Source organism: uncultured Winogradskyella sp., from assembly GCF_947498005.1.
GTDB lineage: Bacteria > Bacteroidota > Bacteroidia > Flavobacteriales > Flavobacteriaceae > Winogradskyella.
The window spans coordinates 1-12,111 of record NZ_CANMIW010000004.1; the positions used below are offsets into that span (position 1 = coordinate 1).

Genomic DNA, 12,111 nt, shown 5'->3' on the forward strand with positions numbered 1-12,111 from the left:
TCGGCTTTAATTAAATGTTTTAATAGCTTAAAATTCCAATTTTGGTTGTGCTGAGTTATTGAAGCCAACGTGTTTGTGTATGATTAGTTGCGTGTTTTAAGCACTGAATTTAGTAAATAAAAACTACATTTGAAGTCTGCGAGAACTTTCGTAAGTAGTTAATAGACAAGCAATTAATTATACACGGTGTTGCCAGTAGTGCTTTATTCCCTTCTTAATACCATTGGTAACAAGTTGTTAATTTCCTCTTTTGAAAAAGTTAGTTCTTCATTCATTTTCAATGCTTCTGTAGCTTTTTTATATGCTTTACTTAATGTTCTTGGTGCTCCTTTATAAACATTAAATAAATCATTTTGTAATTCATCACGTTTTTGACTTACTTGTTCTAAATTCAATATTCCAGAATTTAGGTCTGTCAATACCGAAAGATATTGTTCCCGAATATTCCAAATATCAGAAGCTGATTCGGAATGTTTTTGTGCAATTTCTCCCAAATCATATTTTTGGAAATATGCGTTTAGTGTAAATAGAATAGCTGATAAAATTGCTGAAACAATTCCAATTATTCTGTTGTCTCCAAAAACAGTTATTAAAATTCCTGTTGTTGTGAGTGCAGAAAGTATAATTTGAAATATTTTCATATTATGATTTCTCGCTCTTAAAATGTCTGCACATTTTTCTTGTGTTTTATGAGTCCATACAGTTCGTCCGTAAAGTTCTCGTAATTGTGCTTCTAACACATTTTTAGCTTGGGAATCTGTTGCCATATATTTCTATCCATTTTTGTTTCGCTGACCAACTCTTATTGTCTGTTTCTAATTGAATTGCTTCCAATGATTTATTATAAGCCACAGTAGCTTTATATCTGAAATTTTCAGAGTTGTATATATTTTGTAAACTTCCAACAGCATACCAAACTGTTTGGTCAGATTTCTGTTCCTTTAAATATTTAAAAAAATCTCTACTCATAAAGTCATAGTAAAGATACGATTGATTTTTATGAGCGTAATCAATTAAGAATCTATAAGCTAAAGTGTCTATCAATAATCCTTTTATTGGAACACTACAATATCCTTTCCAAGAGCGAGCCATTTTACAAAGTCTTTTCAGGTTGTTGTTTGTTAAAGAATCTCCGTTGTTAATTGCATTTATTTCTGGAATCGGATTTGTATTTTTCCAGCTACCTCCTGAATTAGAATCCGCAAAAGTGAAACTGTCATCACTATTTTTAAATGCTGGTAAAACTTCAAAGGAAATTCCGTCTGAAAAGGTTATTTCTACAATTTGTCCATTTCCTTTAAGATGTGAGGTTGGGTAAGTTTTTGCTAATGAGTTTTTTACGGATTGTAAAAACGCAGATTGTCCATTCCCAATATAATTGTCGTAAGTGTTTTTTAAACTACTCGGCATTTCAAAAATCATATCAATATCACTAACCCAACCATTTGCCGTATTTCTGCCATAAGAACCAACATATCTTCCTCCGTGTGTTGTGTCCATATTCCAAAAATCTTTGTTCAATCTTGTGCAAATGGAATTGTATCGAGACGAAATTGTAGACCTTTTATCGCTCGAAATTTTTAAATCATCACAGAAAGTATTGAAGTTTGTCGCTACACTCATTTATATCGGTTAGTTTTTTTTCGCATTACTGGCAACTCCTTATATAAAAACTTTTATTGTCGATATCCCGGAATTAGTTCAGGATATGAAAAGATTTTTGTTGTCGTTATCCTGTAAATATAATTTATTTACTGCAATGTCTAAAGGGCTTTTTACTTGTTCTAAATCTTTTCTTGTTACTTGTGTATATATCATTGTGGTTTCAGGCCTGCTATGACCTAACAATTCCTGTATGTGCCTTATGCCAATGCCTTGCTCTAACATATGCGTGGCATAACTGTGTCTTAAACTATGTGGTGTTACTTGTTTGGTTATACCTGCCAATTTCAAACTCTTTTTTAAAAAGGCTCTTATGGATTGTGGGCTATAATTACCGCCTTTTGGATTTTCTATAAAATACTCTTTAGGTTTATACGTGTTATAATAATTCTTAATTAGTGGAAAGATGCTTTCTGCTAATGTTGCATATCTGTCTTTTCGGCCTTTAGCATTCTGTATATGTAGTTGCTTTCTGTTAAAATCAAAATTGCTGAGTTTTAAATTTATTATTTCGCTAATTCTTAGACCAGAAGAGTAGATTAATGCAATGACCACACGATGTTTTAAGTTTTTTGTGACCTGTAATAAGGATAATACTTCATCGATGCTTAAAATTACCGGTAGTTTCATATCCTTTTTTGGCATATAAATACGATCTGTGTTTATAGAACATGCTGGGTAAAAATATGCAAAATGTTTAAAACCACTTACCATTTGTCGATGTGTGCTTACGGCATAATTTAAAGAGGATACAGCCCATTGTATATAATCTCTAACGTCGTTTTCATTTAATTCATTTACAGGTTTCTGTTCTGTAAATCTTAAAAATTCTAGTATAAATTTACTATAGCAAGCTATTGTACCTTTACTAAATCGTTTCCCTTTTAAAAATTCTAGGTAGTGACGATAAATAATAGTCTTTTCGTTATTTAAAGGTTTTAGTGTCACAACATCACCTTTACTAAATCTTGGGATGTTTTTATTCTTATCAGATTCATTAATTAGTAAATCTGCTTTTCTAAGATGGACCTTTAGGTCTTCTAGACGTACTTCGTCATAATATATGTAAAAGGTACGATGCGTTTTTGTCCAATACACGCCTCGAAATTTCTTGATATATTCTTTTGTTTCAAAATCATAAGGAAACTTTATGGCAATACACATTTTAGCGTTATGTGTAAATGAGGCTAACGTAATGGACTTTATCATAACAAGTTGAAAAAACGGTACAATAAAGATATAAAAAAGCCTATTCTATTTAAAGAATAGGCTTTAGTAATCGTTTAAAAAACTCAATTTTATGGTGTTGCGTCAATAACACCAAGTGTATATAGTTGATCCATTGTTGGCGATTCACTTCCACCTTCTGGCTCTAGTGTTATACCAAAAGCTTGGCTCTCGTTAGCATTAGCTATGGTAAATATCTTATTATCGTCTGTGTTAAAATCGTCGATTGTACCTAAACTAGTTGGTGTTAATGGATTTAAGGTTAGAGACCAAACTTGCCATACTTTTCCTTGTGGTGCATTTGGTAAACCTTCTGCATCTACATAGATAGTGTTATCTGCTTTATTCCAATATACTTTTGCAAAACTAGTTGCATAATCGCCTTGTCCACCAAGTGGTACAGCAATGATATCTTTATCTCTTATAACATCCAATAGGTTTTTGGTGGCTGCCAAATCTGTTCTTGCATCTTCTATTTGTGTTTCTAAGTATTGCTTATCGGTTTCCGCAGTTTGCAGTTGTAATTCTAATTCTGTTTTCTGGTTTAGAGTCCATAATAAACCACCTGCTAATAAAATAGAGGCTGCCCAACCTGTGTAAGACATCCAATTTGGTTTCTTAGGTTTTAGATCTACTACTTTAGTATCTGTGAGGCCTAATTTTCCTTTAAACGAATCAAAATCTATAGCATGTGGAGATACTGCTGCAGTTAATTTTACTACCGCACTTTCTATTTCTAAAACTTCTTGCAACAACTCAGGATGTTGATGCAATAAATCATAGATGTCTTGATTTTCTTGTTCAGAAAGTTGACCAGCTACGTATAGCTCTAAAATACCTGATTCTATGTATGCTTTAATATCCATATTACAATACCATATCTCTTAACTGTTGTATACAGTTTCGGTTTCGGGTTTTTACAGTGCCTAAAGGCATTTGTAATTCTTCAGAGGCTTCCTTTTGTGTAAATCCTTTAAAATATAGGAGTTCAATTACTGCTTTACACTTTTCGCCTAATTGGGTTACAAATTTTTTAATACCGATGGCATCTGTGCTGTCATCTAAATTTTCATGACCTGCTATTATATCTACGAAATAATCTGCGTTTAGGTTTTGTTTAGACTGTTTAAACGCTTTTGATCGTGTTTTGTCAATCGCTGCATTACGCGCTATATTTAAGATCCAAGTAAAAAAACGTCCTTTCTTAGAAGAATAGGTGTCTGCTTTGTGCCATGCTTTTATAAAAACATCTTGCATCAGTTCATCTGCAATATCTGCATCTTTTACAATATTGTAAACGACACCATGTATACTTTTACTATACATACCATAAAGCTTTTTAAATGCAACTTGGTTTTTGTTCTGAAATTGATTTACTAAAATATCTAAATCTGCCATAAGAGTATTATCTTAGAACACAATGCAGATAAGGGGAAGTTATTCACCGCAATTATTCTAAACTTAAGAGTTAATTGGTTATAAGATGTTAAAGGTACAACTATTTTATTTTTGTCCTATTTTAATTTTCACGAAGGTAAGTATTCACTTCAATAGCTACATCTTCCCAAGTTTTACTAACACCATCTGCACCTTTATGTAATTCATAGCAAACTTTATTTAAAGAAGCTAATGCATCTAAAGCGTTCCAATCTTTTAAGTTCATTGTGCCTTTAAGGCTTACACGTCTTTCGTCAGTAATAGAGATTTTTAAAGGTAAATCTGCAGTTACACCGTTCATGGTAATTTGAGCCTTAGCTTTATCATCAAGATAAATAATTTTTCCTTTCAACAATTCGGTGTTTAGCATTGCACCAAAAAATGAAGCTTTTAATTTCTCGTCTCTAGAATCATCTTTAGTAAACAAACTACTAATAGGAATTGAAAATTCTAAATCATTCAATGCTTCTTGTGGTGTCGCACCAGATTTTTCATCAAAATTTAGGGTTGCGAATTCTCCACCTACCGGAACTTTTTCTGTTGTTTTATAAGCCGTCCATTTTACAGATGTTGCTGCTGGTTTTACAACATAGTTAACTGTGTTTTCTACCGTAGTTGGTTCCGCTTCCTTTTTTTCTTCTTTACAAGAGGTTAATACTAAAGTAAAAATGGCTAGGAATGATAAGAGTTTTATACGTTTCATATTATCAGATTTTTTTTAGTAAAGTTAAGGAGATAATTGTAATTAACCATAGCCTAAATGTAATTTCATTTAATGTTCACATGATAAAAATCATATTTTAAAATAATACATTCTACTAATTTTGAACCGTAGATTTTTGGTATGAGTCAAGTGTTAATAAATAAATATAATGTCGCTGGTCCTCGATATACGAGTTACCCAACAGTTCCATATTGGGAGCTTAATTCTTTTTCATTATCACAATGGAAAACAACACTAAAACGTGCTTTTGTAGAAAGTAACACATCTGAAGGTTTAAGCCTTTATATCCATTTGCCGTTTTGTGAGAGTCTATGCACGTTTTGTGGTTGCCATAAAAGAATTACAAAACAACACAATGTAGAATCTCCATATTTAAAAGCCGTTTTAAAGGAATGGAGTTTGTATTGTGAATTATTAGATGAAAAGCCTAAGATTAAAGAATTACATCTTGGTGGTGGCACACCAACATTTTTTTCGCCTGAAAATCTAAAGTTTTTAATTAAAGAATTATTAAAAACTTCAAAATTGGCAGAAGATTACGAGTTTAGTTTTGAAGGTCATCCTAACAATACTACAGAAGCCCATTTACAAACCTTATTTAATTTAGGATTTAGACGTGTTAGTTTTGGTGTACAAGATTATAATTTAAAGGTACAGAAAGCAATTCATCGTGTTCAACCTTTTAAAAACGTAAAACAGGTTACAGAATTAGCAAGAAAAATAGGTTATACATCTATTGGGCACGATATAATTTTTGGCTTACCATTTCAAACTGAAGTAGATGTTATAGAAACCATTAAAAAAACGAGAACATTAAAGCCAGATCGTTTGGCATTTTATAGTTATGCGCATGTGCCATGGATAAAAGGAAATGGTCAACGAGGTTTTAGTGATAGCGATTTACCCTCTGCGGCATCTAAAAGACAGCAGTATGAAACTGGTAAAAAACTATTAGAAGCTGTGGGTTATATAGAAATAGGAATGGATCATTTTGCCTTAGAAAGTGATTCTCTGTTTAAAGCTATGGAGTATAAAACGTTACATAGAAATTTTATGGGCTATACTGCTTCTAAAACTCAAGCTATGATTGGCTTGGGAGTGTCTGCAATAAGTGATAGTTGGTATGGGTTTGCTCAAAATGTAAAATCTATTGAAGACTACTACCATTTGCTCGAAGAAAATATAATACCTGTGGTTAAAGGTCATATTCTTAATTCTGAAGACCTAGTGATTAGAAAACACATCCTAAATCTAATGTGCAACTTTAGCACGTCTTGGGAAAATGCTGAATTATCATTTAAAGAATTACCAGAAGTGTTGGTTAAATTAAAAGAATTTGAAAAAGATAATCTCCTTCAATTTGAAACAAAAAAAGTAACCATTACAGAAAAAGGAAAACCGTTTATAAGAAATATTTGTATGGCATTTGATTTGCGTTTACAACGAAAAAGGCCAGAAACAGCTTTGTTTTCAATGACCATTTAACAATCATAAAGTAAACAAAATTGTAATACAAACGATCATTAAATAACATCACTAATTAAAAAAAAATATCATGAAAAAAATAATTGTACCAGTAGATTTCTCTGAACATTCTGAGTTTGCTCTTGAAGCAGCAGCAAGTTTAGCTCAAAAGTTTAATTCTGAACTTATTGTATTGCATATGTTAGAATTGTCTAATGCTATCATTTCGTCTTCTAGTGATGCTTTAAGTCAAGAGGCTGTATTTTATTTAAAACTGGCCGAACAAAAATTTGATGATTTCTTAGATAAACCATTTTTAAAGGATATTGAATTAACTCCAATTGTTAAACATTTTAAAGTTTGGAGTGAAGTAAATGATGTAGCAAAAGAACACAACGCTGATCTCATTGTTATGGGCTCTCATGGAGTTAGTGGCATTAAAGAAGTTTTAGTAGGTTCTAATACCGAAAAAGTGGTTCGTCACTCAGATATTCCGGTTTTAGTGGTAAAACATAACCCTATATTATTTGATTTTGATAATGTTGTGTTTGCAAGTGATTTTACGGAAGAAGCTATAAGACCTTATCTAAGAGCTAAATCTACTTTTGATAAACTTAGCGCAAAACTACATTTGGTATATGTTAATTCTCCAGACGGAAATTTTCTAAGCTCTTCAGAAATAGATAAAAAAATTGCCGAATTCCTAGAAAAAGCAGATGGCGATTTAAACAGTTTAAATGCGGTAAATGTCGTTTCGGATTATTCAGTGGAAAAAGGAATTTTAAATTTTGCTAATGTAATAGGAGCAGATGTTATAGCTGTTGCGACACATGGCAGAAAAGGGTTATCACATTTCTTTGAAGGTAGTGTATCTGAGGATATAGCAAATCATTCTACATTACCAGTGATGACTTTTAAAATATAATTAAATAACGATGTTATTTTAGTTAGTGTTTGGTAACACCGTTTTAAAAACGTCAAAGATTCAAATCTTTGGCGTTTTTTAATGCTATAATTTATTGCAACGATGAGTTTTAAACTTAACTAGATTTTTAATTTAGAAGCTACACAGTTTAAAACCGGTAACCTAATCTTAAATGTAGATTTAATGCCATTACGTTAACATCTTTAATGTAGACGTTCTTCTCTTTAAAATAATGACCGAAACCAATACCAATTCCGGTTTCGTAGTTAAAATGTTTTCCAATATTTCGTCTAATTCCCCAAGTTGGCACAATAGTTATATCACTAATATAGTTTAAGTGATTTGGTACTGAACCTATGACTTTATCCACATGATAGGTTGTTTTTATAGAAATGAAATTTCCACTGTTGCCATCTGTTCTAAGTGATTTAGATTCGCGTTTATTTAAATTGTAATACCATCTTGGTTCCACAGTAATTGCAGGTATTAAGATGAATAAGAATTCAGGATCTTCTCCTAACCTTTCACTGAATGCACCTACATCAAACCCTAATTCACTGCGCAAAGCTATGGTGTTAGTGAGTTTAGATTCGTTATGAGCCCAAATGCCTAAAATTCCTGTTTGTATGCCGAAAGTAGATTTTTCTACGCTGGCATCTTGTGCAGTTACATTTAAAATTGAAACACTAAAAAGAAATAGAATAAGGTAGGTTTTCATTCGTGGATTGATTAACGATTACTGATTGTATTATCAAAGTAACGATAAATAATTCAGTTTGTTAAAAATCCTTTGAGTTTAATGACACTCAATAGCACTAGAAGCCATTTCTATCATTGGAGCAGGAGAGATGTAAGGAATTCCTAAGCCTAAACCACGGAGAATAAACAAAACACCAATAATAACCACAAATACAGGAATTGCTTTTTGTATACGTTGTTTTATTGTGGAATTTAAAAACTTGCCTAAATAAATAGCTGTGGTCATTAGAGGAATAGTGCCAAGCCCAAAAAGAAGCATATACAAACTTCCTTGTAATAAACTGCCTGTAGCAACAGCTCCAAAAACAGCCATATATACTAAGCCACAAGGCAAAAATCCGTTAAGAAAACCTATAGTTAAAAAGGTGTCAGCAGTTTTCTTTTTTAAGGCTTTCCCTAAAGATGTTTTTACCTTAGAGATGAGTTTATATAGTGGTTTTGAAAGATTGTATTTGCTAATTGTTTTATGCGGTAAAAGAACAATGACGATCATTAATAGTCCAATAACAACTGAGAGTTGTTGTTGCACGCCAAAGAGGTAAAAGCTTTTACCTAAGATACCAAAAGCTAAGCCAATAAGACTATAAGCTAAAAGTCTTCCGATATGATAAATGGCAACTTGACTTACTTTTTTAAATGAGTTAGAGCGATCTACTGGTAACATAAAGGCAATTGGTCCACACATACCTACGCAGTGCAAACTTCCTAATAAACCTAATATGAGCCCAGAAACTAACATTTAGTAATTGATGTCTTCTTTAAATAAGTAAGAATTAGTATTATATTTCCAATCTATTTTAAGGTTCCAACGACCATCCAACAAGCGATTGTCAGGTATGAGCAAATTGTGGTTAGATAATGAAATTGGCGTTTCAAAATCTAGTTGCTTGTTAGATGGTCTGTATAGGAACACTTTTCCTGAGATTGAATTAATAGCTAAATCCTTTGGAAATGTTATTACAATTCCTTCATTCGTTTTTTTCCAAGTTAAATTAGAATTTAAATTTTTAGAATTATTCTCTTTATCAATATCTGCTTGAAATTCTAATTCTTGTCCGTAGTAATCTTCTACAACCAAATCATGGTCGTATTTATCATTTGTACTCATACTAATAACAAAATACATTATGAATGAAATAAAACATACAAATGCAATTACTATTGCTGTTCCCCAATTTATTTTCATATTTCTACTTCCCAATTGGGAACCTCCATTTTTTTAATTGTCATCCTGAACTCCTTTCAGGATCTCATATTATACTTAGTTACTGTATTGAAGCCATTTCCTCATTTATTAATTAAAACTTCGAGGGCCTAAAAACGTTACAGATGTATGTTCAATTAATTCGCCATTACTGTAAAGGTCAATCATAACTTCATTTTTATCTCCTGACAAATCACTTTGTTTCAATTCAATAAATAATGTGCCTTCTGCGATACCTTGAGCATCTACTTTAAAGGTGTCTGATGTTGAAACCACGTTAATAGTTCCGTCCCAACCTCTCAGTTTAAAGGTTAAATCATCTATGTTTTCTGACGTTTTATTAACCAGTTTGAATGTATAAACATTACTGATTATACCATTATCCTTATGCTCGTAAAGTTGTCCTGGTAATCGTAAAATACGGGCTTCAACATCACTTCTCAATAAGAGCATACCAGCCAAAACACCAACTAAAATGGTAAGTACAGCTATATAACCCTTTAAACGAGGCGTTAATTTAAAAGATTCTTTTTTCTCAATTTCATCTTCACTTGCAAATCGAATTAAGCCTTTAGGTAGGTTGATACTTTCCATAATGTGGTCGCACTCATCAATACACGCAGTGCAATTCACACATTCTAATTGTGTACCGTTTCTAATATCTATACCAGTAGGACAAACATTTACACACTGCGAACAGTCAATGCAATCGCCATGTCCAAGTGCTTCACGATCTTCATTTTTTCTGAATTTCTTTCTACCGTTTTCAGCTTCTCCTCGTTTATGATCGTAAGCTACAACGATAGATTTATTATCTAATAATACGCCTTGTAAACGTCCATAAGGGCAAGCTATAATACAAACTTGTTCTCTAAACCAAGCGAATATAAAATAGAATACTGCAGTAAATATCAGTAAAGGAATTAGCGTACTTGTATGTTCAAAAGGGCCTTCAGTTATATATTTTATGAGTTTATCGCCTCCAATTAAATAGGCCAAAAACACATTAGCAATGACAAATGAAATAATTAAAAAGATAAACCATTTTAAAACACGTTTTCTAATTTTCTCAGCATCCCATTTTTGACGAGCCAATCGCATTTGTTTATTTCGGTCGCCATCAATCCAGTATTCAATGCGTCTAAAAACCATTTCTAAAAATATGGTTTGCGGACAGATCCATCCGCAAAAAACACGACCAAATCCTACCGTAAATAGAGTGATAAAAACCACACCAATTAACATTGAGATGACAAAAAGATAGAAATCTTGTGGCCAAAAAGGAAAACCAAAAATATTGAAACGCCTTTCTAAAATATTAAATAGTAGAAACTGATTACCATTGATTTTTATAAAAGGTGCAGCTAGTAAAAAGGCCAATAAAATATAGCTAACTAATTTGCGCTTTTCATATAATGGACCAGAGGGTTTTTTAGGGAAAACCCATTTACGTTTCCCTTCCTCATCAATGGTACCAATTGAGTCTCTAAATATTTCTTTATCTGGCGTTTCCATTTTTTTTATTGAATAACTATTATTAGTTATTTGATACTACAGTTTCAGCAGTGTCAGTTGTTTCTTCTGCAGAATCTTCAGCGCTTTCTTCAGTAGATTCGGTATCCATATTTTCAGGGCTTTCAGCATTTTCGTCTACCCAAATATCGCCTTCCGCAGCTTTAGGTTCTGCTGGTGTTGTACCTTGAAATTGTAGCACATAACTAGCCACTTGTGCAATCTCTAAAGGACTCAATCCTTCTTTTTTCCAAGATATCATTCCTTTACCATCACGTCCACCTTGAGAAACGGTTTTAAATACATTTTTAATTCCGCCTCCTAAAATCCAATGTTTATCGGTTAAGTTTGGACCAATACTTCCGCCACCATCGGCTTTATGACAAGCCACACAGTTAGTTTCAAATATTTTTTTACCAGCATTTAAATCGCTTGTCTCTGTTAGTAGTTCTACGGTGTTAAAATCAACAAGTCCTTTAGCTGTTCTTTTATATTCTTCAATGGCAGCATTGGCCTCTGCATATTCAATTTCGTATTCTACGAATTGGTCATCTGCATTAAAGACGTGGTAACGTACCATATAGATCACAGCAAATACAATTGAGATATAGAAACTATAAACCCACCATGGTGGTAAATTGTTATCTAATTCTTTAATACCATCGTAGTTATGGTCTAATATAATTTCGCCTTCTTCTTCAATTGGTTTTTGTTTACCAAGTAATTTTGAATAAATAGCTTTCGCTTTTGTGAACTGAGGCGATTTTGTTCTAGACGCTAAATAACGCTCTTTACTTTTTTCATCTAAACTTTGAAAAAGGATGTTATCTAAGGATCCAACAATACCTTCTATTCCAATTAAAACTAAAAGTACAAGTAATAGGAATAATAAAATAATGGGTTGCTCTATAAATGCAGGTTTATCGCCTGATTCTACAAAGTACTCAACGAGACCAGCAATGGTAAAAAAGATTACAGGTACTCTAATGTATGATGGTATTAAATGTCTCATATCTCAGTATCGTTTTGGTTGTCTAATGGTATATTACTAACGTTTGTTATATAGTCTTTCTTAGCAGTTATTACCCAATAGAATAACACTACAAAAAAGATGAAGAATATAAGAAGTGATATCATTGGGTATATCTCTATACCTGTGATACTTTCTAAATGGCCTTTTATAAATTTGAACATAGT

At 32.3% G+C, this 12,111-nt stretch carries 14 protein-coding genes; 2 read left to right on the forward strand and 12 right to left on the reverse strand.

Translation table 11 applies throughout. The features are described 5' to 3' along the window. Nucleotides 1–203: 203 nt before the first annotated feature. The 6 genes from Q0891_RS08220 to Q0891_RS08245 form a co-directional block, all read right to left on the reverse strand. Nucleotides 204–767 (reverse strand): SLATT domain-containing protein, encoded by a 564-nt coding sequence (locus Q0891_RS08220; RefSeq protein ID WP_299100613.1) that lies wholly within the window; start codon nt 765–767, stop codon nt 204–206. Continuing rightward, nucleotides 745–1,623, reverse strand: coding sequence for a hypothetical protein (locus Q0891_RS08225; RefSeq protein WP_299100615.1), 879 nt, complete (start codon nt 1,621–1,623; stop codon nt 745–747). The genes Q0891_RS08220 and Q0891_RS08225 overlap by 23 nt, the downstream gene beginning before the upstream one ends. A gap of 78 nt (nt 1,624–1,701) precedes the next feature. Then, entirely contained in the window at nt 1,702–2,871 is a 1,170-nt protein-coding gene (locus Q0891_RS08230) for a tyrosine-type recombinase/integrase (protein WP_299100617.1), read from the reverse strand. Nucleotides 2,872–2,960: 89 nt separating this feature from the next. Further along, nucleotides 2,961–3,755 carry an anti-sigma factor gene (locus Q0891_RS08235; RefSeq protein ID WP_299100619.1) on the reverse strand — a complete coding sequence of 265 codons (795 nt, stop codon included), beginning with the start codon at nt 3,753–3,755 and terminating at the stop codon, nt 2,961–2,963. 1 nt (nt 3,756) lies between these two features. Beyond that, nucleotides 3,757–4,287, reverse strand: coding sequence for a sigma-70 family RNA polymerase sigma factor (locus tag Q0891_RS08240; protein WP_299100621.1), 531 nt, complete (start codon nt 4,285–4,287; stop codon nt 3,757–3,759). A 121-nt stretch (nt 4,288–4,408) separates the two neighbouring features. Then, nucleotides 4,409–5,029, reverse strand: a complete 621-nt coding sequence (locus Q0891_RS08245; RefSeq protein ID WP_299100623.1) for a YceI family protein — start codon at nt 5,027–5,029, stop codon at nt 4,409–4,411. Between the two features lie 141 nt (nt 5,030–5,170). Between Q0891_RS08245 and hemN the strand changes: the two genes are divergently transcribed. Together hemN and Q0891_RS08255 are read left to right on the forward strand one after the other, a co-directional pair. Beyond that, entirely contained in the window at nt 5,171–6,535 is a 1,365-nt protein-coding gene (gene hemN, locus Q0891_RS08250; protein WP_299100625.1) for an oxygen-independent coproporphyrinogen III oxidase, read from the forward strand. 70 nt (nt 6,536–6,605) lie between these two features. Further along, nucleotides 6,606–7,439, forward strand: coding sequence for a universal stress protein (locus tag Q0891_RS08255; RefSeq protein WP_299100627.1), 834 nt, complete (start codon nt 6,606–6,608; stop codon nt 7,437–7,439). A gap of 148 nt (nt 7,440–7,587) precedes the next feature. Here Q0891_RS08255 and Q0891_RS08260 read toward each other — a convergent pair whose 3' ends face one another. From Q0891_RS08260 to Q0891_RS08285, 6 genes are all read right to left on the reverse strand, one after another. Beyond that, nucleotides 7,588–8,157, reverse strand: a complete 570-nt coding sequence (locus Q0891_RS08260; RefSeq protein ID WP_299100629.1) for a hypothetical protein — start codon at nt 8,155–8,157, stop codon at nt 7,588–7,590. A gap of 78 nt (nt 8,158–8,235) precedes the next feature. Further along, a complete protein-coding gene (locus Q0891_RS08265) occupies nt 8,236–8,937 on the reverse strand; it encodes a sulfite exporter TauE/SafE family protein (RefSeq protein ID WP_299100631.1) in 702 nt (233 codons plus the stop codon). Next, complete coding sequence (locus Q0891_RS08270) at nt 8,938–9,384, reverse strand: FixH family protein (RefSeq protein WP_299100633.1); 447 nt, start codon at nt 9,382–9,384, stop codon at nt 8,938–8,940. Between the two features lie 108 nt (nt 9,385–9,492). Next, nucleotides 9,493–10,917: a cytochrome c oxidase accessory protein CcoG gene (gene ccoG, locus Q0891_RS08275; RefSeq protein ID WP_299100635.1), complete on the reverse strand. Its 1,425-nt coding sequence runs from the start codon at nt 10,915–10,917 to the stop codon at nt 9,493–9,495. Nucleotides 10,918–10,939: 22 nt separating this feature from the next. Continuing rightward, nucleotides 10,940–11,926, reverse strand: a complete 987-nt coding sequence (locus tag Q0891_RS08280; RefSeq protein WP_299100637.1) for a cbb3-type cytochrome c oxidase N-terminal domain-containing protein — start codon at nt 11,924–11,926, stop codon at nt 10,940–10,942. Continuing rightward, on the reverse strand, nt 11,923–12,108 hold the full coding sequence (locus Q0891_RS08285) for a CcoQ/FixQ family Cbb3-type cytochrome c oxidase assembly chaperone (protein WP_299100639.1): 186 nt from the start codon (nt 12,106–12,108) through the stop codon (nt 11,923–11,925). Before Q0891_RS08285 ends, Q0891_RS08280 begins: the two co-directional genes overlap by 4 nt. Between the last annotated feature and the right edge of the window lie 3 nt (nt 12,109–12,111).

Coding starts and splice junctions, on each gene's coding strand:
- ccoG (WP_299100635.1), bottom strand. CDS start 10,917: ATGGAAACGCCAGATAAAGAAATATTTAGAGACTCAATTGGTACCATT.
- Q0891_RS08230 (WP_299100617.1), bottom strand. CDS start 2,871: ATGATAAAGTCCATTACGTTAGCCTCATTTACACATAACGCTAAAATG.
- hemN (WP_299100625.1), top strand. CDS start 5,171: ATGAGTCAAGTGTTAATAAATAAATATAATGTCGCTGGTCCTCGATAT.
- Q0891_RS08245 (WP_299100623.1), bottom strand. CDS start 5,029: ATGAAACGTATAAAACTCTTATCATTCCTAGCCATTTTTACTTTAGTA.
- Q0891_RS08280 (WP_299100637.1), bottom strand. CDS start 11,926: ATGAGACATTTAATACCATCATACATTAGAGTACCTGTAATCTTTTTT.
- Q0891_RS08285 (WP_299100639.1), bottom strand. CDS start 12,108: ATGTTCAAATTTATAAAAGGCCATTTAGAAAGTATCACAGGTATAGAG.
- Q0891_RS08260 (WP_299100629.1), bottom strand. CDS start 8,157: ATGAAAACCTACCTTATTCTATTTCTTTTTAGTGTTTCAATTTTAAAT.
- Q0891_RS08265 (WP_299100631.1), bottom strand. CDS start 8,937: ATGTTAGTTTCTGGGCTCATATTAGGTTTATTAGGAAGTTTGCACTGC.
- Q0891_RS08225 (WP_299100615.1), bottom strand. CDS start 1,623: ATGAGTGTAGCGACAAACTTCAATACTTTCTGTGATGATTTAAAAATT.
- Q0891_RS08270 (WP_299100633.1), bottom strand. CDS start 9,384: ATGAAAATAAATTGGGGAACAGCAATAGTAATTGCATTTGTATGTTTT.
- Q0891_RS08240 (WP_299100621.1), bottom strand. CDS start 4,287: ATGGCAGATTTAGATATTTTAGTAAATCAATTTCAGAACAAAAACCAA.
- Q0891_RS08235 (WP_299100619.1), bottom strand. CDS start 3,755: ATGGATATTAAAGCATACATAGAATCAGGTATTTTAGAGCTATACGTA.
- Q0891_RS08220 (WP_299100613.1), bottom strand. CDS start 767: ATGGCAACAGATTCCCAAGCTAAAAATGTGTTAGAAGCACAATTACGA.
- Q0891_RS08255 (WP_299100627.1), top strand. CDS start 6,606: ATGAAAAAAATAATTGTACCAGTAGATTTCTCTGAACATTCTGAGTTT.